We start from the raw sequence: 25075 nt of genomic DNA, 5'->3' as shown, positions 1-25075 counted from the left end.
CTTTTATAAACCTAGCGTTACATCATCAAAAAAACAATTAAACCCACACCCAATAATAATCGATAGATAACAAATGGCATCATCCCCATACGTTCGATTATTTTTAAGAACAGGAAAATACACGCATACGCAGAGAGAAACGATAAACCAGCGCCTAAAATTAATGTTGTCCAATCAACTATATGATCCCCTAATGCCAGCTCAATGGTGTAATACAAGCCCATCATTGAGATCACTGGAATTGCGAGTAAAAATGAAAAACGCGCAGCGCTTTGTTTATTCATCCCCAGCATTAAACCGGCGGTCATCGTAATACCCGAGCGTGATGTACCTGGGATCATCGCCATCGCTTGCGCCATACCGATCATCAGTGCTGATTTCCAAGTTAATTGATAAATTGTTTTAGTTTGCTTACCTTTTACGTCGGCATACCAAAGTAATAAACCAAACAAAATAGTGGTGATTGCAATTACCCACGCACTGCGTAAATAGAGCTCGATTAAGTCTTTAAAAATTAAACCCAGTACAGCGGCTGGTATAGTGCCTAAAATAATCCACCAGCCAAGTTTACTATCATCTGTTGTACCTTGTGCACCAAATGATTTAAACCATGCAGCAAGTATTTCGACAACTTCTTTTCTGAAGTAAATTATTACGGCAATCAGCGTGCCTACATGCACAGCAACATCAAAGGCAAGGCCTTGATCTTGCCAGCCAAGAATTTGTGAAGGGAGAATGAGGTGAGCTGAGCTTGAAATAGGTAAAAACTCAGTTAATCCCTGGATCAGGGCTAAAACAATAATTTCGATAATACTCATGGGTTAGTAAACTCCACCTTCCATAGTTTTTGCTTGGGGTTGTTGTAAGTATCCCACAACTGAGCGATTGTTTGCTTTGCTGTAGGATGATAAAAATCGGGAGCTATTTCTGCCAAAGGCTGAAGAACAAAGGCATTCTTGGTGATTTCATCACGGGGTAACTGTGCAGGAGAATCACACACTACATCATCGTAAAACAGTAAATCTAGATCGAGTGTACGCGGGCTAAATTTTTTATCATTATTTGTACGACCATTCTCTCGTTCAATCTGTTTGAGTAACTGACATAACTGGGGAAGCGGTATCTGTGTTTGTGCACCAATGACTAAGTTGTAAAAGTTATTACCTGCAAAGCCAACTGCTTCGCTTTCAAAGACACTGGAATGCTCGAATTCTATAAGGTGTGCTTTTAGGGCAATTAACGCTTGGCGGATATAATGTTCTTTATCAACATTAGAGCCAAGGCTAATATAAATTTGCGCCATCTTAACGTGCCTTGAGTCGGGTAATTTCAACACCTACAGTGCGTGCTTGCGCGACGGCTGCGGGTTTACTAACTCGAATGGTAACTTGTGTTGTAGCAAACTCGGTTAAAATGATAGCCGCTAGTTGCTCTACTAAGGTCTCCAATAACTCAACAGGCTTTGCTGTCGTGTGCGCGATTACTCTCTCACTTACCTTTGCGTAATCAAGTGCTAAGGCAATGTCATCGGTTTTTGCTGCGGGTTTAATATCACACAGCATCTCGATATCAAAATACAAACTCTGTTTAGTTTCTTTTTCAAAATCGTACACGCCTATGATAGTGTCAACATGTAGTTGCGATATAAAAACCTTATCCATAACTGCTCCAACTGGCAAAAACTTAAAACTCATTGACTTGAGTCTACATCGGCTATAATTTGCATTTATAGCCTTTATACACTTTAACTGTGTTTTATTATGTAAAAATTACCCATACAATAGCCTATAGGTACATCATGTAAAAATTACCCATATGATATAAGCGTATAGATACATTATGTATCTGCTATTTGAACCACGAAAAGTATGAATGCAATTTTTGCGGCCAATGATAGCCGAAAAACTGCGATTAAAAAATAAGGAAGCGCGTGATAGCCGTTTTAATGTTAGTTTTAGCCTATTTACTCGGGTCGATTTCATCAGCCATTCTAGTGTCTCGGCTGTTTAAACTACCCGATCCTCGCAGCAATGGCTCAAACAACCCAGGCGCAACTAATGTTTATCGTCTTGGTGGCGCTGTTCCAGCCTGCTTAGTCTTAGTGTTTGATATTCTCAAAGGGACTATTCCTGTCTGGGGCGCTTATTTTTTACAACTTGAACCACTAATGCTGGGATTGATAGGGGTTGCTGCATGTTTAGGACATATGTTTCCGGTATTCTTTCACTTTAAAGGCGGTAAAGCAGTTGCAACTGCGTTTGGAACATTGCTACCCATTGGCTTGTTGTTAGGCGGGTTATTAATTTCAACCTGGGTGGCTGTTGTTGCTATTACACGCTATTCGTCACTTGGGGCATTAGTCGCCGTTTCTTTAACGCCATTATACACTTGGTGGATCAAACCGCTTTATACCTTACCAGTAACATTTTTAACTATTTTGATTATCTTTCGCCACCACGCCAATATTAAACGTTTATTTAGTGGCAAAGAACCTAAAATTGGTGACAAAAAAACGCCACCAACTAAAGATGATAACAATACTTAAATTTAAATAGCCTCTAAACTATCTATCGGCCAACGTGGTCTCGTTTTCATATCAAGGCTGGCAAACTGCCCAGCCTTTAAGCGCTGCATACCCGCATAGGCGATCATGGCACCATTATCAGTACAAAACTCTGTGCGCGGATAATAAACCTGTCCTTTCATGCCTTGCATTACCCGCTCTAGTTGCGCACGTAGCTTTATATTGGCGCTTACACCACCGGCAATTACTAAGCGATTTATACCCGTTTGCTTTAAAGCACGCTTACATTTAATAACTAATGTATCAATAACTGCGGTTTGAAACGCATGAGCGATATCTGCTTTGGTTTGCTGATCATCGTCATTATTACGAATAGTAATTGCAGCCGCCGTTTTCAAGCCGCTAAAACTAAAGTCAAGGCCCGGTTTATCTGTCATTGGTCGTGGGAAAATAAAGCGCTTAGAAACACCTTGCTCAGCAAGTTTAGCTAACCGTGGCCCACCTGGGTAATCTAAACCAAGTAACTTAGCTGTTTTATCAAATGCTTCACCTGCGGCATCATCTACCGATTCACCCAATACTTCATATTGACCAATCCCAGCGACTTTAACCATCATGGTGTGTCCACCTGATACAAGTAAAGCAATAAACGGAAATTCAGGCACGTTTTCTTCAAGCATGGGCGCCAGTAGATGGCCCTCCATATGATGCACCGCCACTGCTGGAATATTCCAACCATAGGCAAGTGAGCGTCCAATTGAAGTACCCACTAATAATGCTCCCACCAGTCCTGGGCCTGCAGTGTAAGCAATACCATCGATATCTTCAGGTCCGCAACCGGCCTGTGCAAAAGCAGCATCGATTAATGGCAAGGTTTTACGAACATGATCTCGAGATGCAAGTTCAGGCACTACACCGCCATAATCTGCATGCACTTTTACTTGGCTATAGAGTTGATGAGCAAGTAAACCTTGTTCATCATCATAGATTGCAATTCCCGTTTCATCACACGACGATTCAATGCCTAAAATTCGCACTGCAGTTTTCTCCCATGCCCTTTGGCACTTTTAAATTCTTAAAATAAATCTATTAACCAGAGTTTCTGGTTACTTAAAGTGTAATACCAATGTTTGTTTGTCCATCAGCGATAGCGTGTTGCTTTAACGCTTTCACATTTTCAGCTGTTACTCTGCCCATCTGCTCAACAAAATCAATTAACTCGCCTAACACTTCAATTTCGTATTGCATTAACGGATGTTCACGTACTGCTGTATTATCAGCCAGTTCACCTTCAACCGTTAATTGATATTCAATAAAACGCGCAACAGTCGCCTGAGAGATTTTACTAATGCTGATAAATTCTTGCTCATCTTTGGCAATTAAACCATGCATTAAACCTAATAAGGCAGTGGCGGCATCTATCGCTGGATAAGTACCGAACATATCAAAATCAGTGAGTTCTGGAACATTAGGCTCTATTTTCTCAATTTGCTTTTCAAGGCTTATTTTACTTTTCGGCAGTAAGATTTTTTCCCAACACAAATTAAGTGCACTACGCAAAATAGCTTCGTCACCAAATCCTGTTGCTTCACTAAATAAACCATAATTAGGTAGCATACGTTCAATTAATGCTGCTGCCAGTACCGCTTGTTGCAAATAGTTAAGCTCTCTTATACGCTGAAAATTATTCGCTTTAGTCATTATTTGGTGTCCTGCAAGACCAACAAATTTCAAATGTTGGCCCATTATGCTCGTTACAGTTGGGGCATACCCAATCAGGAGCGGATTGTTGTACTTGAGTGTAGTTTACCAATATTTGCCGCGCCTGGCGCTCTTTAATCACAAAAACCTGCACTCTCACTTGGGTTTGATCTAAAGGTATTTCGCCAACGGCTCCTTGTAAGGACTCACCGAGTAACTGACACTCAATATTGCTGTTAAGTAATAACCCTTTGACAATGTTTGCCTCTACCGCATTTGCAGCGCAATAGATTGTTAACCATTGAAATGGGGGTTGCTCTGTATTGTTGTTATTTATTTTATTTTGCAATGACAACCTCTTTTACTTTGCGATTAAATTACCCTAAGCTACTCTAAGCGAAGTAATTGTTATATAGGAAATAATCATGACCCTCACGACACCTGGACTGCTGTTCCCTGCAATTTCTTTATTGTTATTAGCATATACCAATCGTTTTTTAGTGCTAGCACAATTAATTCGTGAACTTAATGCCCGTGAAGGTGACACTATTCGACCATTAGTCGTTGCACAAATTACTAACCTAAGGAAACGTATTAGACTCATTCGAACTATGCAAGTCTATGGCGTTGCTTCTTTTTTAATGTGTACATTCTCAATGTTTGCATTATTTATTGAGTTTAAAACCACTGGCGTAATTTTATTTGGTATTAGCTTAGCCAGCCTTGCGCTATCGTTGCTAACCTCTTTATATGAAATACATATTTCATGTGATGCGATTGAAATTGAGCTTAAAAACATTGAAAAAAAACCACTGAGCAACAAGGCAGACTAAAAAACAAGCACTATACTCTTTAGCAGGATGATTAAACTAAAGGTGTAAACGTGAACGACTTTTTATTTTCAGAAAATGTCATTGAAGAGTCAGAAGCTCAGTCACCACAAGCGTTCTGGAATATCCTTGTGGTCGATGATGAGGATGATATTCACCAAGTCACTAAACTTGTACTATCTGGCTTTACCTTTGAAGATAAAGCTTTGTGTTTACATCATGCCTATTCAGCGAAAGCCGCAAAAGAATTATTGCAACAAAATCTCGATTTTTCGGTTGGTTTAATCGACGTGGTAATGGAAACTAGCCATGCAGGTTTAGACTTAATAAAATTTATCCGTGATGATATCAATAACCACGACATCCGCCTTATTCTTCGAACGGGTCAACCTGGCGAAGCCCCTGAAGAAGCGGTGATCCGTGAATACGATATTAACGATTACAAAAATAAAACCGAGCTGACGGCAATAAAAATGAAAACATTATTGTATTCAGCTCTGCGTTCACATCGTGATATTCAAATTATTGAGCGTCATAGAAAAGGCCTTGAAAAAATAATCAACGCTTCTAGCTCATTTTTAAAATGTGATAGTGTCCATGAATTTGCATCAACAATTTTATCCCATGTAACCAATGTTATGGGCTTAGATGACACTGAAATTTATTGTGCCGCAGCTGTTAACCAACAAACATCCCCAGCCACTGATTTTAAGCTACTGGCAGCTTCAGGTGTTGAGCCTGAACCTAATGCCGATATGATCCCCGAAGATGTAAAGCAATTATTTGTTGAAGCACACAATCGCAAATCATCTCAAAAAACCATGCATGACTACATTGGCTACTTTCCAACTCAAGCGGGTCTCGAAACGATGTTGTATGTGCGCAAAGGCTCGTTATTAGGAACCACCGATTATCAGCTTTTGGAGTTTTTTGCCAACAATATTGCTCTGGCTTACGATAACTTGAAATTACGCGACATGATGAAAGATTCGCAAAAAGAGCTATCGTATATTCTCGGTGAAGCCGTTGAAAAACGCTCAAAAGAAACCGGTTCACATGTCAAAAGAGTTGCACACTATAGTGAACTGTTAGGTAAGTTATATGGCTTAAATAACTTTGAGTGTGAAGTAATAAAACTCGCCTCCCCCTTGCACGATATTGGAAAAATAAGTATTCCAGATCATATTCTCAATAAACCCGGTAAGCTTGATGAGCAAGAGTGGGCGATTATGCAAACTCACGCCGAAGTTGGTTATGATATTCTAAAGAATTCGAATAACGAAATATTAAAATGTGGTTCAATCATTGCTCATACACATCATGAGAAATGGGACGGCTCAGGCTATCCTAATCAACTTGCAGGTAAAGATATTCACATTGTTGGTCGTATTACAGCTCTAGCGGATGTTTTTGATGCCCTTGGCAGTGATCGTTGCTATAAAAAAGCTTGGCCACTTGAAGAAGTACTCGATTTGCTCAAGAAACAAAGTGGCAAACAGTTTGAGCCAAAACTTGTAGACATATTTATTAACAATTTAACACTTTTTTTGGAGATAAAAGAGCGTTACCCTAACTGATACTTGTAACAATTGTGTGAAATGCGCTTTTCAAATTGGGTACAATGGATTACTATCTATTAAAATAATATCAATTATGTTCGCCAGTAGTGCGGCTTACTTATACAAAGGACTATAAAAGTGAGATTTGAACAATTAGAGCAATTTGTAGCTTTAGGCCAGCTACGACATTTTCGCCAAGCGGCCGAAACAACAAAAATTAGTACCTCAGCATTGACGCGCAGTATTCAGACTTTAGAAGATGAAGTTGGCTATGAATTAGTCAAACGCTCGACTCGCTCCGTGAAGCTAACAACTGAAGGTGAGCTTTTTTTAGAGTACGCACAAGACACTCTAAGCAAGCTCGAAGAAACTAAAAAGCGTTTATTTAAATCCGTTAATGGCTGTGCAAGTGAAAAGCTGGTGATTGGCTATACCAATAATGCTAGTGCCATAGTGCCTATTTCATGTGGCCAATTTTTAGCACAATACCCTCATGTAAAAATCGAAATGCAACTACAAGAACAAAGTGAGTTGGTTCGTAAACTGCAATTAGGTGAAATTGATATTAGCGTTTGTTCGCAAGCAGTTAATAGTATTGGCAATGACATACACTTACCTGATCAACTTATTTTATTCGTTGCAAAAAGCCATCCTCTTGCGAATAAGAACAATCTTTGCAAACAAGATTTAAATGATTACCCTATGTATAGTTGTTTTTCACAATCAAAACAAATTCAAACTATGTTGAATGAGGCTGTCGATAGCTTAAACAAGACCAGCAGTATAAAAGTTGGCAGTATTGAGCAAGTAATGGACGGGTTGTGTAAATCAAACCATGTTGCAATTAGCAGTATTGAACATGCAAGTTCGGTCGCAGAGAATAATAATCTGCTCCAGTTAAAAACCAATAAGAACTTAGCTCATGAGCAATTGATTGTACAAACCAGCCAGCAAGTTACTGCTGACGACCCAATAAACCAGCTCCTGTCATTAATAGAAAAGACAGCGTTATCAATTAATTCTTAAGTAACAGCATGAAAACCAAGCCTAAAGCAGAACTCAGGCTTGGTTTCTAAATCTTCAGTAGTACCTTTGCATCATTTTAAGCTAAACTACGCGCCTTCCCTGCTATATAGTACAATTAATGAGCCTTAACCTGATCCCTGGACGTTATTTAACTGACATAGAAACTCATGGCTACGCCGTGATCGAAAATATGTTTGCTGAAACACTGACTAACGCGTTGATAGAAGATTGTTATCGTATCAACCCCAATTTCAAATCAGCAGGTATTGGCCGTCAGCAGGATTTACAAATAGACAAGAGCATACGCACCGACAAGACCTTTTGGTTTGATGGTAGTAGCCAAGCTCAAATTGATTATCAAAATGCGCTAGAAGATATTAGAGTAAACTTGAATCGTTATTTCTTTATGGGTTTATTTGATTATGAGTGTCACTATGCGAAATACCAGCATGGCGACTTTTATAAAAAGCATTACGACGCATTTAAAGGGCGTTCGAACCGTGTATTTACTACTGTATTTTACTTAAATACAGTGCAATCTGGTGGTGAGTTAGTGATTTACAAACCTAAAAGTAAAGACGTTGAAATCACTATTCAGCCCAAAGCTGGCACGTTCGTGATGTTTGAAAGCGAACGCTTTATGCATGAAGTACTGCCGACAATTGATAATCGCTATTCAGTTGCGGGTTGGTTTAGGAAAAACACTTCAATCAGTGGCGTTATTGATCCACCTCGCTAACACTATAGATTAAATGGCAAGGACGCCACTAAGCCAATAAAAACGACCATACCGACATAATGATTATTTAAAAAAGCTTTAAAACAATGCTCTCTATTACGACTATGAATTAGAAATTGTTGGTAAACCAAAAAGCCACATGCCACACATAGACCAAGCCAATACGGCATTGCTAATTGACTCGTATAACCAATTAAAGCCAACAAACCTATAAATACACCATTTAGCGCAAAAATAATGATTCGATCGGCACTACCAAACAATATCGCTGTAGACTTTACGCCAATTTTCAAATCATCATCTCTGTCTACCATGGCATACATAGTATCGTATGCCGTAGTCCACGCAATATTAGCGATAAATAACAACCAGCCAAGCAGTGGGATATTATCTGTTGCAGCCATAAAAGCCATCGGAATAGCCCAACCAAAAGCTGCACCTAGCACTATTTGCGGTAAATTAGTGTAACGTTTCATAAATGGGTAGCTAAATGCCAATAGCAATGCCCCGACTGACAATAATATGGTTTGCCAACTGAGTAACAACACCAGTATGAAAGCAATTATGATAAGCAACAAAAATAAGCTTAATGCTTCGCCACTACTCACCAAGCCAGAAGCTAAGGGTCTTTGTGCTGTGCGTTTTACCGCGCCATCAATTTTACGATCTGCGTAATCATTAATAACACAACCTGCGCTGCGCATAACAAATACACCAAAGCTAAATACCACAAAATTAAGTAGGCTTGGCATACCATCACTTGCAAGCCACAATGCCCAATATGTAGGCCATAACAGCAATAAAGTACCGATAGGCTTATCGGTGCGCATTAACTGCTTATAATACGGTATATGAGCAATGTGTAAGGCAGCAAATTTCATAAATATAGATAAGCCTCTGGTAAAAATATTTCAGCTACTAAAAAACGGCTTTGCGCCAACGAAAAAATACTGCGTCGCCCCCACAAGGGTTTTGTAGCTGCAGAGTATTGGCTAACAAGCTGCTGTACTGGGTGCTGACAATCAAAACGTGCTATTTCAATTTCGGTACGTTTTAAGTCCGGATGTTGAAAAATAACATCACCTAAAGGCCGATTACCCAGTGCCAATAATTGCTGTTGTTGCATATCATCGGTGGCAGGTAGCCAGCTTTGTGCGTATACCATAGGGATGCCATCACAAAGCAGCAAAACTTCACGATTAATACCAATACGCTGTGAACAATCTAATAATTGTTGTTGTGAAATACTCAATTCAAACTCTTTCTCACTAAGCACTTTTACAGAGAATTCACCACACTGTGTTTTTAATTTAGCCGTCAGTGAGTTGGGTTCAAGTAGCCAGTCTTGCTCGTTACAAGACAAAGAATTGATTGATGTACCTAACTGCCAATCCGCAGTTACAGAAATAGGAAATGTGATCACGATAACTCTATTTAATAATAACCCTTTAAATGATACCACTGCCCGCGTCGGGGAAAAAGTGATGATTAATGAATATAATAGCTGCATCAGCCTGTATCTTAGCCATTATTACGTATAGACTAATAACAATTAATTACAGGGCTCTCTACTGAATATGAAAAAAACGCTTTACGCTGGCATATTAATTAGCACTTTCTTTATTAGCTTGTTTAGCAGCTTTGCAAGCAAAGCTGAATCAACTGTGGGCTACTTTGGTTTCGAACCCGATATCATTACCAACTATATTGGTCAGAGTAATAAAAAGTTAGGTTATGTGCGTATTACTGTAGATTTAATGCTCAGTGATATGTCAAACATTGCTATTGTTGAGCATCACACCCCGTTACTTAGAGATGCATTGGTAGAAATTTTATCAAAAGAGCCTGAAGAAAAAATTAAATCACTCACCGGCCGTGAAGAGATCAGAAAGCGTTGTGCCGAAAAACTCAAAACCCTGTTAAAACAAGAAACAGGGCAAGAGATCATTCGCGAAGTATTATTTACTAAATATTTATATCACTAAGTACTTATATAACTGAGTATCTTAAGCTGTTTTTTTAGTAAACAATTGAGCGGTAAACGCGTAAGCCATACCGCTTAATAGCCCACCTAAGTGCGCCCAGTTAGCCATACTTACAAACAACATGTCAGCAAAGCCTAGTACCAGCCAAATCAGCATAAAACCAATAATACCATTAGTTACTAAAGCCGGTTGTTGCGGGTTCAATGCCCGATGGATCCAACAAAACCCAAGTAAACCATAAACAACGCCACTTAAGCCGCCAAAGTTAGGGCCAACCATAATAAACTCAGCCCAATTACTAAATAGCGCGGTCACTAAAAAAAGACCTACTAAAGTACTTTTACCACTGAGCTTTTCAATACCATCGCCTAGCATGATCCACCACATAATATTAAACACTAAGTGCACAGCAGTAAAATGCACAATTGCAGGTGTAAGCCAAGTTAATGGTTGATTGGGTTTAAACTGTAATACGCTATAAATTGACTCAAAGCCACCGAGTAAGAAGGCAATGTAAATACCTACACATAATAAAGTGACCGTTTGGTTTAACCAGCTCAATGCTTTAAAGCGTGCTTTTAAATTTAAGTCATGGCCTTGATAGCTCAACGGTGATTGCGTACTTCCTACTTGCCAAGATGCCTCTTGATAACGGGCATGATTGGGGTTTTCTACAAACGCTTGCCATAATGGCTGAGCTTGATGGAAATGCTCTGGGGCAACACAAATAATTACCGTTTTTCCATCTTGCGATCGAAGCTCGCCCTGTAAGCCTTGGCTTTTTATATAATCAATAAAGCCTTGTGCTGCACGTGGATTATTTATACTACCCAGTTCGATCATCGTTCCACTTGCTCCGGAAATTGGGTTTCCCACTGGGTAAAACCACCATCCATACTGTATACATCTTCAAAGCCTTGCTCAGCTAAGTAGTTGGCTGCGCCTTGTGAGCTCATACCATGATAACAAACAATAATAATTGGCTGATCAAACTCTTTGTTCATCATAAATTCGCCAATATTGGCATTTGATAAATGCTCTGAACCCGGAATATGCCCTGCTTGATACGAATTAGGATCGCGAATATCAGCAATCACGACATCATCTTTATTAAGTAGTGCTTGAGTTTCGGTAATTGAAATATGCTTAAATGCCATAGTACTCTCTTATAATTACAAAAAAGGCGACAAATGCCGCCTTTAATTCTCTTAACAAGTGGATAATTAATTCCAGTTAAGAATTACTTTCCCCGATTGGCCTGAAATCATCATATCAAAGCCAGCTTGGAAGTCATCTATTGAATATTGATGAGTGATGATTGGATTTAGATCGAGCCCTGACTGAATAAGACTGGCCATTTTGTACCAGGTCTCAAACATTTCACGGCCATAAATCCCTTTGATCACTAAGCCTTTAAAAATCACTTGGTTCCAATCAACCGCCATATCAGATGGTGGAATACCTAGCATGGCAATTTTACCACCGTGATTCATGTTATTTAACATGCTATTAAATGCAACCGGTACGCCTGACATTTCTAGACCAATATCAAAGCCTTCTGTCATACCAAGCTCTTTAATAATATCTTCAAGCTTTTCATTAGCCACATTAACTGCACGCGTTGCGCCCATTTTACGTGCAAGGTCTAATCGGTATTCATTGACATCGGTGATCACTACATGACGTGCGCCAACATGTTTTGCAACTGCAGCAGCCATAATACCAATTGGGCCTGCACCTGTGATCAATACATCTTCACCCACTAAGTCGAATGACAGTGCTGTGTGTACTGCATTACCGAATGGGTCAAAAATAGAAGCTAACTCATCACTGATATTGTCTGGAATTTTAAATGCATTAAACGCTGGGATCACTAAATACTCGGCAAAAGCCCCCTCGCGGTTAACACCTACACCAGTGGTGTTACGGCATAAATGAACACGCCCAGCGCGACAGTTACGACAATGGCCACAGGTAATATGCCCTTCGCCCGATACTCGGTCACCAACACTAAAACCGCGAACTTCTTGACCCATATCAACCACTTCACCGACATATTCATGACCTACTACCATAGGCGTAGGAATAGTGTTTTGCGCCCACTCATCCCACTTATAAATATGTACGTCAGTACCACAAATAGCGGTTTTACGAATTTTGATTAATAAATCGTTATGCCCAACTTCAGGTTTTGGCGCATCCGTCATCCAAATACCTGGTTCTGCTTTTAATTTAGATAATGCTTTCATGAATCACACTCAATAAAAAAACCGCTGCGAAGACAACGGTTTAAAATAAATTAATTAGATAATGCCTATTTCTTTACCAATACGGGTAAAGGCGTCAATTGCGGTATCTAATTGCTCAATGCTGTGCGCAGCAGAAATTTGTGTACGAATACGCGCTTGGCCTTTTGGCACCACTGGGAATGAAAAACCAGTGACGTAAATGCCTTCTGCTAATAACTTATCAGCCATTGCCGACGCAACTTTAGCATCACCTAACATTACTGGAATAATCGCGTGATCTTTACCTGCACAGGTAAATCCAGCCGCTTCCATTTGCTCACGGAAGTATTTAGCGTTTGACCATAACTTAGCACGCAATTCACTGCCATTTGCGAGCATTTCTAATACTTTGATTGATGCTGTAACGATTGAAGGCGCTAATGAGTTTGAGAATAAATATGGGCGAGAGCGCTGGCGTAACCATTCAACAATTTCTTTTTTACCAGATGTATAACCACCCGATGCACCGCCAAGCGCCTTACCTAAAGTGCCGGTAATAATATCAACACGGTCTAGCACGTTGCAGTACTCAGGTGTGCCTTTACCATTTTCGCCAACAAAGCCAACGGCATGAGAGTCATCAACCATAACAAGTGCATTGTATTTATCAGCAAGGTCACAGACCGCTTCAAGATTACAAATAACCCCATCCATTGAGAACACACCATCGGTGGCGATTAATTTTGTTTTTGCACCCGCTTCATCGGCAGCAATCAATTGCTTTTCAAGATCTGCCATATCATTATTTGCATAACGGAAGCGCTTTGCTTTACATAAACGAACGCCATCAATGATAGATGCATGATTTAACGAATCAGAGATAATCGCATCATCAGCGCCTAAAATTGTTTCAAATAAACCGGTATTGGCATCAAAACATGATGAATATAAAATCGTGTCTTCCGTTTCTAAAAATTCACTGATCTTCTTCTCTAATGTTTTATGAATGTCTTGTGTACCACAAATAAAGCGTACTGACGCAACACCAAAGCCATGGTCATTTAAGCCGTTTTGTGCAGCCTGGATCAGCTCAGGGCTATTCGCTAAACCTAAGTAATTATTTGCACAGAAGTTAATAACTTTATCACCAGAAGCAACTTGAATTTGTGCTTGCTGCTGCGAAGTAATAATACGCTCATTTTTATATAAGCCTTCGGCTTTTACATCTTCAATTTGCTGCTGAAGCTGAGTAAAAAACGCAGATGCTCTCATCTGTAATCTCCAAATTATTGAACGGGGTGAGCGTACTTAAGTTAACACGGCTCATCTTTGTGGCTATTGTAAAAGTTTAGTCAAACAAATGCACTGTTTGTAGTTCATCGCAGAAATAAGGAACTGACAACTTATGCTGCCAGTTTACATTGGGCTATAGCAATATTGAGGGTAAGTCTGCTAACGAATCACAAACATGATCTGCCGAGTCGATGGCTACCGCATCAAACTCCTGCCCGGATCGTACAAGCACCCGAGTGCCAATAACCGCTTTACTTGCCGCTTGCATGTCGCTTAGTTTGTCTCCAACCATAATGCTGCAAGCTGGATTGATATGATGATCAGCGATACCTTGCAGTAACATGCCCGGAGCTGGTTTACGACAATCACACTGTTTGAGGTATTCGGGTAATGCTTTTTTCGGGTGGTGTGGGCAAAAGTAAACATCCGTCACCTTTACTTGATGCGCAGCAAATTGGGCTATCATCCACTGTGTTAAAGCGTGAAAATCCGCCTCTGAATAGTAACCACGGCCAATACCAGATTGATTAGTCACTATGATCAGTTTATAGCCTGCATCAGCAAACGCCTTACATGCAGTAAATACGCCTGGCACAAATTCAAATTTATCCGACTCATAAACATACCCGTGGTCAATATTAACCACGCCATCACGGTCTAAAAATAAGGCTTTATTGATATTGCTCATAATTGCTCTTTCTCAACCACAAGGTCAAACATCAAAGCTACTTCATCAACACTTATTTGGCTCATTAGATCACTGCCTTTAACCCGCGTACCCCAAGGTAATCGCTCAGCGGTTTTACCAGTTTGCTTGAGTAAGTTTTGGTGATACACCTCAACCACGTAATTTTGATATAAATAGGGTCCAGTGCGTTTCGGGTTTGAGTGGGCATATAAACCAATAACGGGAGTGCCTACGGTGACGGCCATATGAGCAGGGCCTGTATCAGGTGCTAATACCAATGCAGCTCGTTTAAGTACGCAAAGCAACTCTTTGAGTTTTGTTTTACCCACTAAATTAAGGATTGGCGTTTTAGTGGCTGCAATAATGTCATCACTGAGCGTCACTTCAAGCTCTGTCGGGCCACCCGTGATCACCACATGAAACCCTTGCTTGTAGGCATGTTCTGCAAGCTTAGCATAGCGTTCAGCCAGCCAATTGCGTTCTTTTTTACTGGCAGCAGGAGAAATCACAAAAATTCGCCCCTCTAATCGCTCCGTACCAAGTAATTCATCAGCATTACTTTGATCATGTTCGCTGACTGGCATTTGCCAGTTTGGTTGATAATCAGGTACGCCTATCGCCTGCGCAAAGCCTTTAAAGCCTTCTAACACATGAGCCTGCTGCTGTGGTGCAATGCGCTGGTTAATAAACAAGCTATGCAATTCTTTTGAGCGTGCCCAATCAAAACCAATTTTAACTTTTGCAGGAATACAACGGGCCACTAAGTTAGCTCGAAGTGCCACTTGCATATGCAGCAACACATCAAACTTACGCCCTTTAAATTGTTGTTTTAATTGCTGATAGGCTGCTTTGCCTTGTTTTTTATCAAACACCACCAGCTCAACACCGGGTAAATCAGCTAGTAACATGGCTTCAATTTTGCCGACCACCCAGGTAACTTTTGCATTGGGGTGCGCTTTTTGAATTGCCTGTACTGCAGATACGCCATGGCAAACATCACCAATTGCTGAGAGTCTTAAAATACAAATATCTGAATAGGTGGTTGAGTCAGTCACAGGTGTCCTTTGCTTTATGCTGGATAATTATCATGATCTTAAATTAACCACTCACTATTGCAAGCACTTATGCTCGGCTTTAAAACAGGTTAAGATAGCACTATCACCTGCAATAAAATAAGTACGCCATGTTTAACCAGCAAACCATCAATGAACATATTATTTTAAGCCATCCTGAACATAGTGCCGAAATTAGCTTAAATTGGTTTGATAATGAATATTGGCAGCAGCAAGGAAAAATTGTCGGTGCCAAAAAAGGTCGCGCAACTGCATGGTTTTTCTGCCATAACGGGCTAACAGCAGTGCTCAGGCATTATTGGCGTGGCGGTTTAGTGGGTAAAGTGCTAAGTGATCAATATGTGTTTTTTGGACTAGAAAAAACCCGTGTTTACCAAGAGTTTTCATTAATGATGAAACTGTACGAGTTAGGCCTCAATGTACCAAAGCCGATTGCAGCTAAAATATCGCAAGCTGGCTTAATTTACCGTGGCGATATAATTACTCAAGCTGTTGCAGGCGCACAAAGTGTGCTTGATATATTAAAACAACGTCCCTTTAGCGCACAAGAGTTAATTAAAGTAGCACACACGATTGCGGATTTTCATAATCATGGGGTGTATCACGCTGATTTGAATATTAACAACATTCTATTTGATGAAACGGGCGAGATATACATTATTGACTTTGACCGCGGTGAACTAAAACTCCCCGCCAGTAATTGGCAACAAGCTAATATGACCCGCCTTGCTCGTTCGTTTCATAAAGAGCAAGGCCGAAATAAAGTAATGCATTGGCAAACTACAGACTGGCAGCAGTTACACACAGCATACCAGTCCACTCTTAAAAGATAGCCGTTAAGCCTTTATTTTACTGATCACTTTTGACGTAGAGCAGCCATTTAAAAACTCAAGTACTTCAACTTTTCCGCCATGGCGAAGTACATGATCAGCGCCTGCAATTTGTTCAACAGTGTAATCTCCACCCTTTACTAAGATATCAGGACTGATCAGCTCAATTAATTTAGCGGGTGTATCGTTTTCTTCAACTGCACCAAATGGAATTACCCAATCAACTGATGCCAAAGCGCTCAGCACCATAGCACGCTCATCAAGCGGGTTAATAGGGCGCTCTGGACCTTTTAAACGCGTTATTGATTCATCATTATTTAAACCGACGACTAGACGATCTCCACGTGCTTTGGCTTGTGCTAAGTAACGCACATGCCCCGCATGTAAAATGTCAAAACAACCATTGGTGAAGACGATAGTTTCACCATTTTGCTTTGCAAACTCAATATGCTGAAGCACATCATCAAATGGGGTTTGATAATGCTCACCGGTTTTTTGTAAGTATTGACCTAACTTACGACTTAACTCTTCAGGCGATACCGTAGCTGCCCCTAATTTACTCACTGCAATTCCAGCCGCAAGGTTAGCAATTTCCACTGCATCTTTAGGCTGCATTCCTGCACCTAACATCACCGCCAGAGTTGCAATAACAGTATCACCAGCACCGGTAACATCACTGACTTCAAGCTGTTGCGCTGCAAAATCGTGTTTTTCATCGGCACTAATAAGTGACATACCTTGCTCTGAGCGAGTCAATAGCATGGCCGCGATCCCTGCATCGCTGATCAGTGCTCGGGCACTGTCTGCTAAATGTTGTTCAGAATCTGTTTTACCACCGGCAAGCTTAAATTCATTCAAGTTAGGAGTAATAAAATCAGCACCGCGATATAAGTTTAAGTCTGAGGATTTAGGATCAATTAGAACTGTTTTTCCAGCACCTTTAGCAAGTTTTATCATTTGCTGGATCAAGCTTAATGAGCCTTTATTATAATCTGAGAATAAAACAAAGTCGTACTCATCTAATACTAATTCCAGACGGTTTAAAAGTAGTTGGCTGTGTTGCTCAGTAAACATCTCTTCTAAGTCAAGTCTAACGACTTGTTGATGACGGCTAATCACACGCATTTTTGAAATAGTTGGCAAATCACAAACACTGACTAATTGTGAATCTATACGTTCATCAGCAAGAATTCGCTCTAAGATTTGGCCGCTTTCATCTTCACCAATTAAACCCAACAAGCCAACTTTACCATCTAAACGGGCAATATTTTTTGCCACGTTTGCGGCGCCACCGGCTTTATCTTCAAATTTACTTACTTTCACTATTGGCACAGGTGCTTCTGGCGATATGCGCCCTGAATCACCATGCCAATAACGGTCAAGCATCACATCACCAACCACTAATATTTTAGCGTTAGACAGGTTTTTTAATAACGCTAGATCCATTACCTCTGCCCCGCTACAACCATATCAATGGCTTCACATAACCAATGACCAATAAACATATGTGCTTCTTGAATACGTGCTGTTTCGTCATCTTTAATAATAATGGATAATTTAGCGATATCTTTTACTTTACCGCCATCGCGGCCTGTAAATGCAACTGTATAAGCGCCTATTTCATTTGCAGCAGCTAACGCTATATTAATATTAGCGCTAGTGCCAGAGGTAGTTAAACCAATCACTAAATCCTCAGGCTTACACAACGCAAGAACCTGACGCTCAAAAACTGTGTCAAAGTGATAGTCATTACTATGCGCAGTTAAGATGGAAGTGTCGGTTGTTAGCGCCATAGATGCTAATGGGCCACGTTCTAATTTGTAGCGTACGACAAACTCTGCAGCTAAATGCTGAGCATCTGCTGCGCTGCCACCATTACCAAACCAAACTACTTTTCCACCAGCTTGCAAAGTACTGTGGCAAACTTCAAGCAATTGCATTACTTGAGGGTGGTAGGTTTCCATCGTTTCAAACAATACTTGGTGACGGGTTAAACTTTCAAGGTAGCTGCTCGCTACAGAATCAATATTAGACATGGGTAATCCTCTCAAAATTAGTCTGACTAGCTACTACCAAAAAAGTGCCACTGACAACCACGTATAGTTATCACCAAAGACATCTTCGCCGTAAGTTAAAGTTGTTTCAATATTATATTCTTGCCACTTTCGGTTATTACTGATTTGTAACTCAATGGCTTGTTTATATTGCTCACTAACACCACCAAAATCGTTAACATAGCCACTCTCGTTATCTATTAAAGTAAACTTTGTACGCCAAAAAGAATCCTGTGTGGCTGCATAAGAGACCTCAAGGCTATGTATATTCGAAGGCACACCATCACCAAAATAACGTTTATCAGCAGCATAATGACCAATAACATAGCCATCATTAGTATTGCCATTTGTTGGATATATGTAATTCATATACCAAAGACTATGCATGCTAGTATATTCGTAGCGAAGTGACAGATCGCTAGTTAATTGAGGTAAGAACACGCCATAATTATAAACAATATTACCAAATTGGTAGTTTTTGTGTTCTTTGGTATCTTCGCCGCCATACTCAAAATAAAGCTCTGCCGGCATACCCCAATTAAAGTTCACAACACTCGTTATTGAAGCAAACTGGTCGCCAAGTTCATTATCAGGGCCCCCCGCTATTGCACCATTATCATTACCTGCAGGGTCAAAGAATGCTTTAGCTACATCGCTAAAACCAACATCACGAGGCCCACCACCAAATTGCATCATACGATTAATGCCAATTTTCCACCCATCTACAGGCTCTAAACTAATATGTGTGCCAGCTAAGCGAGGCGTGCCATCATGCAATTCATTTTGATATAATATGCCTTTTTCAACATGTTCAAGCTCGGAGTAATAAAGCTCAAAATCAAAGTTCCACCAGTTATGGGCTGGTGCCACCATCCCTAATGAAATTGATGGCGAGGTACGGGCATTAGTAGAAATAATCTGCGCTGATTGCTTAAACGGCGAAAACCAATGCTCTTTGTAACCAATATTTAACTGCAAGTCTTCGCCAGCAAAACTGACAAAACTGTTATAATTAACGAATTTATTTTGCTTCGCGCGATAATCAACTCCCACTTGCATCAAGGTATAGTCATTAGGACGCCAAATACCCTCAAAGAACACTTGCCCCCATTCATCAGAGCTCACACCACGTTGATTGGCAAGCTTGGTTGCATTGCTGCCATCAGCACGCAGCTTAACACCTACTCGAGTAATATTATCGTTGCCTTGATAAGGCTTAATTTTAGCACGTATTGCCGCGACTAAACTTGGCTGTGCATTTTGCAATTTAGTAAGCGCCGCTTCAACTTCCGTTAAGCGATAAGGCTTTGTCATCGGTGTGCCTGACGTCAAGGCAAATAACGTATCGAGCTGATGATCAAGCTGTGCATCCATGCCAATTGGTAAGTAAGCAGTTGGTGTTGCAAGTGAAGGCAATGCGCAACTCATAAAACTGGTTAATACCACGGCTTTTATCAATTTGAATTTCATAACGACTGTATTTTTCATAATGGTAATTAAATATTACCAAATTAGCTGCAACTAAACACCCAAAACTCTCTGTTCTAACGCTTTTTAACAATTTCGCATTTTGCTTAAAGGGTATCCGCGTTATCATTAGTGTTTATAATTCGAGGCTGAAAAATGGCACGCTTTTTTTATTCACTGATTCTTTATTTGCTAAGTCCTCTCATAACCTTTTATTTATATATACTTAGAGGTAAAAAGAACGCAGGTTATCGCGCGCACTTTGCTGAACGGTTTGGCTTCATTACAGTAAAAAAAACCTCACAAGAAAGTACAGTATTAAAAGGTAATCTAATAGTGATCCACTGCGCTTCAGTTGGTGAAGTACTTGCTGCAACGCCTTTGCTTAAAGAGCTACAATACCAACAGCCAAGTTATTCATTTATGATAACCTGTAACACCCCCACAGGCCGTGAACAAATACATAATAATTTTAAAGACTCGTTACAGTGCGCCTATTTACCTATTGATTACCCTTGTGCTACAGCGCGCTTTTTAAAGCGTGTTAAACCCACGTTAATATGTATTTTAGAAACCGAACTTTGGCCTAATCTTATGGCGCAGTGCAAACAACAGAATATTCCTGTACTGATACTCAATGCGCGGCTTTCAGCAAAATCGCAACAAGGTTATCAAAAAGTAGCGCCATTAACTAAGGTTATAATGCAATCAATTTCCGCTTTAGCTAGTCATAATCATGAAGACGCTAAACGCTTTATTGAGCTTGGCCTCAATGAGCAAAAAGTGCATATTACTGGCTCAATTAAATTTGATATAAAGCCAACTAGTGAGCAGTTAGACAAAGTCGATACCCTAAAAAGCCAATACAATAATCAGCGCTTTATCTGGGTTGCCGGTTCCACGCACCCTAGTGAGCATGAGCTGATATTAGCTGCTCAGCAGCAGCTGCTAAAACAGATTCCAGATGCACTGCTAGTTATTGCGCCGCGCCACCCAGAACAATTTGATAAGGTCGCCACATTGCTTGATGACTCACCATTGAGCTTTAGCCGCCGCAGTAAAAATAACTATCAAAGCGAACAAGTACTCCTTGCTGATACTTTAGGTGAATTGCAATGTTTATATGGTATGGCCAACATCAATTATATTGGCGGCAGTTTAATTGCACGTGGCGGGCATAACCCTCTCGAGTCAGCGGCATTTTCTGTCGGTGTTTTAACAGGCCCGCATACCTATAATTTCAACCATGTTTACCCTGAACTGATTGCATCAGGTGGGTGTATACAAGTAAGCGATACAAAGATGTTAGCGGAGCAACTATACGAGCTTCATCAACAACCAGCGTTTTGCCAGCAGCTAGGTCTACAGGCAGCACAATGTGTTGCTAACAACCAAGGCGCCATCGCGAAAACGATCGCCATCATTAACAAGTTTTTAGAGCCACACAATGACTGAACAAAAAAAACTAACCTTACCAGAACAACAAACCCGTTTATGGGTAGCTAATGTCATTGTTAAATATAACTTTTGCCCCTTTGCCCGTAAAGAAGTTGAAAATAATTGCATTCATTATCAAACCAGCCAAGCAACCAGCATTGATGATGCTGTGATGGAGATGATCGAACAATGTATTGAACTTGATCAACAACCGGCTCGAGAGACTACATTATTGATGTTTGAACAAGGCTTTACTGACTTTGAGGAATTTTTAGATTTAGTGGATTTAGCCAATGCGCTATTAGTTGCCCAAGGCTTTGAAGGTAAATATCAAATAGCCAACTTTCATCCTGACTATGTGTTTGCCGATAGTGATGACAATGATGCAGCAAATTACACTAACCGCGCGCCTTTTCCTACCTTACATCTAATTCGTGAGGCTAGTATGAGTGCAGCACTTGATGATTATAATGAACCTGAATCAATTCCAGATCACAACATCAATTTAGCTCGCCGAAAAGGCATCGACTTTTGGCAACAATTACTTGCTGGATGTAAAAAGCCGAGTGCTTAATCACTCAGCTTTTAGTAAAAAGGAATGTTACTTTTTAACCCATTCTCCGTTCACTTCAACAAAGTGACCCGATTGGGTTTTTTCAATCGTTTTAGCAGCTGCCAGCGCTTCTACTTGAGAAAGCGACAAGTTGTTCTTTTTAGCGAGCTTTAAATATTGTGCTTTACGTTTAGCATTAATTTCATCGACAACCACTTTTGCCTCTGCATTTTGCACCACAAGGCCTAAATAACCCGAGCTGTCCTCACCCACTAGCCCTTGATTTTTTGCATCATCTAACGAAATGGCCCAAGCCGAAAACGACAAACACACCGCACTTAATAAAGTGACAATGCTTAGTTTTTTATTTTTTACTATATTCATACTTGCTCCTTAAAATAATTCGCTGTCATCACTAAATAAACTGTCGAGTTCTCTATCAACTTTTACGCGGATTTCATGATCGACCTTAACATTTAAGTTAATTGTAATAGGTTCCTTAGCGGCCACCTCAACACGATGCGTACATGCACTGAGTAATCCCAATGCGGTTAATATTACTAACCATTTAGTCATTATTACTTCCTTTTGTTGAATACTCTTGTTCAACTTTTTGCGTAATTTCATCACTTAAGCGCAGTGCTCGTAATAGTGTGAACACGTTCTCTTCATGATTATAGTTAAAATTAACTTGCTGTGCTTGCTGTTGATTATACCCTTGCAAATTAACGCCTAAGGTCATCCAGCCGTCCGGTTTTAAGTTAACACTACTTTTAATACTCTGAATATCTAAATTTTCAAGCAAGCCAAGTATAGGTCCTAACTCTTGTTGCTGAGCCTTTACCGAATTAAAAGCTGCATTATCAGTGATAAGTAATTTAGCAGCACCTTGATTAACAAGCTGCCCACCTTTAACCTCAATACCCGCTTTTGTGAAATAAACAGGCAAGTGTCCAGCTACATTTCCAGTTAAGCTAATACCCGATTTAGCATCAAGGGTAATGACCTTGCTAGCATCTATATTGTCAAATGTAACTAATGCTTGTTGCGGCTCTTCTGTAAGGCGATATTTATCCAGCAAAAAATGCCCTCCCATAACCTTCCCTGTAAGCTCCGTAACAGCAAGTTCATTTGCCCGCACTTGCCAAAACCCTGTTAGCTGCTTCACCACAGCACCAGCTCGTAATTCATTTAGTTCAAATGTAGAAGGCACAACATTAAGCTGCCCTGAATCATAACGACCTATAAATTGAGTATTAAAATGCTTAGCAAGGTAATCTGTGTATAAACCACTTACACCGACTAGCTGTAAAGAGAGATCGGCCTGTTGCAGATTAATATCACCAGCAATACGGCCACTGACTTTACCATCTGTTAAGGTTGCAAGCGGCACAAATTGATGAAGCAGTGGATTAAGCTTAGTAACTAACTGCTCTGAAATTATCACCTCAAATGGATGAGCTGTGCTTGTTATATTATGCATTGCCACAAGCTCTATCCCCTCTACATATATATGATGAGATGCTTGCAGGGCACGACTTTGTAAACCTGTTGAGCTTATACGAATATCGTTAACTCGTAATTCTTCCGTTTGTAGCTTGGCTAACTTTGTTTCACTGGTTAAATCAAAAAACAATTCCCCTGCTGACAAACTTCCTGCAGCAGTTAGCTGATTCGTCAGCTGAGATAGTTTAATACTCCCCATATTAACATTATCAATCTGACTCGATAAGCTAGCGGTTAAGTATTGATTACTTTGTAGCTTCGCCTTAAAAGTTGCTTGGTAATTATCAATGCCAATATCATGCACTTTTAATTGCCCCAGCGCTAATTGTGCTGACAATTCGAGAGCAGGCTGTGCAGCCAATATGCTATTTATTGAAAAATGCCCTTGTGCACTAATATGCTGCGCATCAACATCGATAAAATCAGGCAGCGCAGCCACTTTTAACTGATAGTTACCATCAATATCACTGCTAACAACACTCGCGGCTATATCTAATAATGCAATATCATCACTCGAAAACGACAACGCGAATTGTGCCAATAGGGTTTCTAAAGGGTTCTTTATATCAACCGCTAACTGTTTAACATTCATGAGCAGTTGTGATCCTGCCTGCAATGTTAGCTGATCTAATGTCAATTGAGTGTCTTGCACAATTATCTTACTAGGTAAAACTAATCGCCAATTTAACGGTATTTGCCGAGTAACAAATTGCTGCTGTGCATCATCATCGATAACACCAGCCAAACTTTGTAAACACTCATTTTTGCCATTGAGTGTTGTTGCTAATTGCTGAGCATCTAGGGTTAATGTTTTTGAATTTAAGTTATAGTGACTGCTGACTTTGCCACTACTTTTAATTGTCATCGAGCAGGTATTAATGGCGTAAGTGAAATCAGCACCTAGCTGAGTATCTATATCGAGTACAATACCATCAAAAGCGAATCTATGTTGGCTAGTTAAATTAAGTCCTGCAATCGAGTTTACAGTCGCGGCCTTAACTGTAGAAAGTAGTCGCTCATCAAGCTCAATATTTCCTGCCAACTTGGTATTTTTAACGTCAACCTCAGCTTTCACATCACCAGTAACAACAAACTGATTTAACACCGGCTCATTTATGCTGATAATAAGTGGTTTTTTTAATTGAGACTGAGTGATCACTAAACGTTTTAGGTGTAACAACGGGCGAGCTTGCGGTAACGCCAAAGCAAGCTTTTTAGCCACACTAGGCTGAGTCGAAGAATCGGGAGTTACCAGTATTAAATTTGCACGGTTAACCGTGATGTTTTGAGTATTGGCCGTAATATCAGCTAATTCAAGCAACTGCCCTTGATAGCCAATACATGCTCGCTGTACATGGAGATCCAGATTGGTTGTTAACGACCAATCCAAACAATGCAGTTCAACTCCAGCTTGATGCAGTGAAGGAGCAACAAAATGCAAGGTGATCGGCATGCGAAAAATATAACCAAGTGAAAGTACACTTAGCACTAGAATTAATAACCCCCAACCTACACGCTTAAACATATTATCCTTAAAATACCTTTGACCTTTGACCTTTGACCTTTGACCTTTGACCTTTGA

General features: G+C 40.2%; 29 protein-coding genes. 9 read left to right on the top strand and 20 right to left on the bottom strand.

Going from position 1 to position 25075, the window contains the following annotated elements:
- Positions 1-17: 17 nt before the first annotated feature.
- The 3 genes from H5201_RS12835 to folB are packed head-to-tail and all read right to left on the bottom strand — an operon-like array spanning position 18 to position 1661.
- Complete coding sequence (locus tag H5201_RS12835; RefSeq protein ID WP_182739876.1) at positions 18-818, bottom strand: undecaprenyl-diphosphate phosphatase; 801 nt, start codon at positions 816-818, stop codon at positions 18-20.
- On the bottom strand, positions 815-1303 hold the full coding sequence (gene folK, locus H5201_RS12830) for a 2-amino-4-hydroxy-6-hydroxymethyldihydropteridine diphosphokinase (RefSeq protein WP_182784740.1): 489 nt from the start codon (positions 1301-1303) through the stop codon (positions 815-817). The genes H5201_RS12835 and folK overlap by 4 nt, the downstream gene beginning before the upstream one ends.
- Before the next feature lies 1 nt (position 1304).
- Positions 1305-1661: a dihydroneopterin aldolase gene (folB, locus tag H5201_RS12825; protein WP_145235093.1), complete on the bottom strand. Its 357-nt coding sequence runs from the start codon at positions 1659-1661 to the stop codon at positions 1305-1307.
- Positions 1662-1930: 269 nt separating this feature from the next.
- Between folB and plsY the strand changes: the two genes are divergently transcribed.
- The gene (gene plsY, locus H5201_RS12820) at positions 1931-2545 is read left to right on the top strand and encodes a glycerol-3-phosphate 1-O-acyltransferase PlsY (protein WP_182784737.1); all 615 of its coding nucleotides are present in this window, start codon (positions 1931-1933) and stop codon (positions 2543-2545) included.
- Positions 2546-2547: 2 nt separating this feature from the next.
- On the opposite strand, the gene tsaD is transcribed toward plsY, so the two are convergent.
- The 3 genes from tsaD to H5201_RS12805 form a co-directional block, all read right to left on the bottom strand.
- The gene (gene tsaD, locus H5201_RS12815; protein ID WP_149981391.1) at positions 2548-3561 is read right to left on the bottom strand and encodes a tRNA (adenosine(37)-N6)-threonylcarbamoyltransferase complex transferase subunit TsaD; all 1014 of its coding nucleotides are present in this window, start codon (positions 3559-3561) and stop codon (positions 2548-2550) included.
- Positions 3562-3634: 73 nt separating this feature from the next.
- Complete coding sequence (locus tag H5201_RS12810) at positions 3635-4225, bottom strand: YjaG family protein (RefSeq protein WP_149981392.1); 591 nt, start codon at positions 4223-4225, stop codon at positions 3635-3637.
- Entirely contained in the window at positions 4218-4574 is a 357-nt protein-coding gene (locus tag H5201_RS12805) for a DUF2007 domain-containing protein (protein WP_182718385.1), read from the bottom strand. Before H5201_RS12805 ends, H5201_RS12810 begins: the two co-directional genes overlap by 8 nt.
- A 76-nt stretch (positions 4575-4650) precedes the next feature.
- Between H5201_RS12805 and H5201_RS12800 the strand changes: the two genes are divergently transcribed.
- The 4 genes from H5201_RS12800 (at position 4651) to H5201_RS12785 (ending at position 8379) form a co-directional block, all read left to right on the top strand.
- A complete protein-coding gene (locus tag H5201_RS12800; protein WP_149981394.1) occupies positions 4651-5058 on the top strand; it encodes a DUF2721 domain-containing protein in 408 nt (135 codons plus the stop codon).
- Between the two features lie 50 nt (positions 5059-5108).
- The gene (locus H5201_RS12795) at positions 5109-6632 is read left to right on the top strand and encodes a DUF3369 domain-containing protein (RefSeq protein WP_182784735.1); all 1524 of its coding nucleotides are present in this window, start codon (positions 5109-5111) and stop codon (positions 6630-6632) included.
- A 120-nt stretch (positions 6633-6752) separates the two neighbouring features.
- Positions 6753-7640, top strand: coding sequence for a LysR family transcriptional regulator (locus tag H5201_RS12790; RefSeq protein WP_149981396.1), 888 nt, complete (start codon positions 6753-6755; stop codon positions 7638-7640).
- Positions 7641-7758: 118 nt separating this feature from the next.
- A complete protein-coding gene (locus H5201_RS12785) occupies positions 7759-8379 on the top strand; it encodes a 2OG-Fe(II) oxygenase (RefSeq protein WP_182718387.1) in 621 nt (206 codons plus the stop codon).
- Between the two features lie 2 nt (positions 8380-8381).
- Here the strand turns inward: H5201_RS12785 and ubiA are convergent, their stop codons facing one another.
- On the bottom strand, positions 8382-9260 hold the full coding sequence (ubiA, locus tag H5201_RS12780; protein ID WP_182718388.1) for a 4-hydroxybenzoate octaprenyltransferase: 879 nt from the start codon (positions 9258-9260) through the stop codon (positions 8382-8384).
- Positions 9257-9802, bottom strand: coding sequence for a chorismate lyase (locus H5201_RS12775; RefSeq protein WP_182739888.1), 546 nt, complete (start codon positions 9800-9802; stop codon positions 9257-9259). The genes ubiA and H5201_RS12775 overlap by 4 nt, the downstream gene beginning before the upstream one ends.
- A gap of 154 nt (positions 9803-9956) precedes the next feature.
- Between H5201_RS12775 and H5201_RS12770 the strand changes: the two genes are divergently transcribed.
- Complete coding sequence (locus H5201_RS12770; RefSeq protein WP_145235070.1) at positions 9957-10364, top strand: flagellar basal body-associated protein FliL; 408 nt, start codon at positions 9957-9959, stop codon at positions 10362-10364.
- A 21-nt stretch (positions 10365-10385) separates the two neighbouring features.
- Here the strand turns inward: H5201_RS12770 and glpG are convergent, their stop codons facing one another.
- From glpG to H5201_RS12740, 6 genes are all read right to left on the bottom strand, one after another.
- Complete coding sequence (glpG, locus tag H5201_RS12765) at positions 10386-11207, bottom strand: rhomboid family intramembrane serine protease GlpG (protein WP_182739873.1); 822 nt, start codon at positions 11205-11207, stop codon at positions 10386-10388.
- Positions 11204-11521, bottom strand: coding sequence for a thiosulfate sulfurtransferase GlpE (glpE, locus tag H5201_RS12760; protein WP_182739872.1), 318 nt, complete (start codon positions 11519-11521; stop codon positions 11204-11206). The genes glpG and glpE overlap by 4 nt, the downstream gene beginning before the upstream one ends.
- Positions 11522-11587: 66 nt before the next feature.
- Positions 11588-12613 (bottom strand): L-threonine 3-dehydrogenase, encoded by a 1026-nt coding sequence (tdh, locus tag H5201_RS12755; protein ID WP_145235065.1) that lies wholly within the window; start codon positions 12611-12613, stop codon positions 11588-11590.
- Between the two features lie 54 nt (positions 12614-12667).
- Positions 12668-13864 carry a glycine C-acetyltransferase gene (locus H5201_RS12750; protein WP_182784733.1) on the bottom strand — a complete coding sequence of 399 codons (1197 nt, stop codon included), beginning with the start codon at positions 13862-13864 and terminating at the stop codon, positions 12668-12670.
- A 154-nt stretch (positions 13865-14018) separates the two neighbouring features.
- Positions 14019-14573, bottom strand: a complete 555-nt coding sequence (gene gmhB, locus H5201_RS12745; protein ID WP_182718391.1) for a D-glycero-beta-D-manno-heptose 1,7-bisphosphate 7-phosphatase — start codon at positions 14571-14573, stop codon at positions 14019-14021.
- The gene (locus H5201_RS12740; protein WP_182761505.1) at positions 14570-15628 is read right to left on the bottom strand and encodes a glycosyltransferase family 9 protein; all 1059 of its coding nucleotides are present in this window, start codon (positions 15626-15628) and stop codon (positions 14570-14572) included. The genes gmhB and H5201_RS12740 overlap by 4 nt, the downstream gene beginning before the upstream one ends.
- Positions 15629-15756: 128 nt before the next feature.
- Between H5201_RS12740 and H5201_RS12735 the strand changes: the two genes are divergently transcribed.
- Positions 15757-16479: a 3-deoxy-D-manno-octulosonic acid kinase gene (locus tag H5201_RS12735; protein WP_182784731.1), complete on the top strand. Its 723-nt coding sequence runs from the start codon at positions 15757-15759 to the stop codon at positions 16477-16479.
- A 3-nt stretch (positions 16480-16482) separates the two neighbouring features.
- On the opposite strand, the gene hldE is transcribed toward H5201_RS12735, so the two are convergent.
- From hldE to H5201_RS12720, 3 genes are read right to left on the bottom strand one after another with little or no spacing between them, the layout of a single operon-like run.
- Positions 16483-17922: a bifunctional D-glycero-beta-D-manno-heptose-7-phosphate kinase/D-glycero-beta-D-manno-heptose 1-phosphate adenylyltransferase HldE gene (gene hldE / locus H5201_RS12730; RefSeq protein WP_149981403.1), complete on the bottom strand. Its 1440-nt coding sequence runs from the start codon at positions 17920-17922 to the stop codon at positions 16483-16485.
- Positions 17922-18512 (bottom strand): SIS domain-containing protein, encoded by a 591-nt coding sequence (locus H5201_RS12725; RefSeq protein ID WP_182784729.1) that lies wholly within the window; start codon positions 18510-18512, stop codon positions 17922-17924. Before H5201_RS12725 ends, hldE begins: the two co-directional genes overlap by 1 nt.
- Before the next feature lie 33 nt (positions 18513-18545).
- Positions 18546-20000, bottom strand: a complete 1455-nt coding sequence (locus H5201_RS12720; protein ID WP_182784727.1) for a capsule assembly Wzi family protein — start codon at positions 19998-20000, stop codon at positions 18546-18548.
- Between the two features lie 153 nt (positions 20001-20153).
- On the opposite strand from H5201_RS12720, the gene waaA reads away from it, so the two are divergent.
- Both waaA and H5201_RS12710 read left to right on the top strand, forming a co-directional pair.
- A complete protein-coding gene (gene waaA, locus H5201_RS12715; RefSeq protein ID WP_182784725.1) occupies positions 20154-21452 on the top strand; it encodes a lipid IV(A) 3-deoxy-D-manno-octulosonic acid transferase in 1299 nt (432 codons plus the stop codon).
- Positions 21445-22008: a DUF1415 domain-containing protein gene (locus tag H5201_RS12710; protein WP_182718396.1), complete on the top strand. Its 564-nt coding sequence runs from the start codon at positions 21445-21447 to the stop codon at positions 22006-22008. The genes waaA and H5201_RS12710 overlap by 8 nt, the downstream gene beginning before the upstream one ends.
- A gap of 27 nt (positions 22009-22035) precedes the next feature.
- Here H5201_RS12710 and H5201_RS12705 read toward each other — a convergent pair whose 3' ends face one another.
- The 3 genes from H5201_RS12705 to H5201_RS12695 are packed head-to-tail and all read right to left on the bottom strand — an operon-like array spanning position 22036 to position 25018.
- A complete protein-coding gene (locus H5201_RS12705; RefSeq protein WP_149981407.1) occupies positions 22036-22371 on the bottom strand; it encodes a YdbL family protein in 336 nt (111 codons plus the stop codon).
- Positions 22372-22380: 9 nt separating this feature from the next.
- On the bottom strand, positions 22381-22563 hold the full coding sequence (locus H5201_RS12700; RefSeq protein ID WP_149981408.1) for a YnbE family lipoprotein: 183 nt from the start codon (positions 22561-22563) through the stop codon (positions 22381-22383).
- Positions 22556-25018, bottom strand: a complete 2463-nt coding sequence (locus H5201_RS12695) for a YdbH domain-containing protein (protein ID WP_182784724.1) — start codon at positions 25016-25018, stop codon at positions 22556-22558. Before H5201_RS12695 ends, H5201_RS12700 begins: the two co-directional genes overlap by 8 nt.
- Positions 25019-25075: the final 57 nt, after the last annotated feature.

This window comes from Pseudoalteromonas sp. SG43-6, from assembly GCF_014164365.1.
GTDB classification, from domain to species: domain Bacteria; phylum Pseudomonadota; class Gammaproteobacteria; order Enterobacterales; family Alteromonadaceae; genus Pseudoalteromonas; species Pseudoalteromonas rhizosphaerae.
Note: the sequence above shows the minus strand (reverse complement) of the source record. Positions and strands in the feature narration are given on the sequence as shown.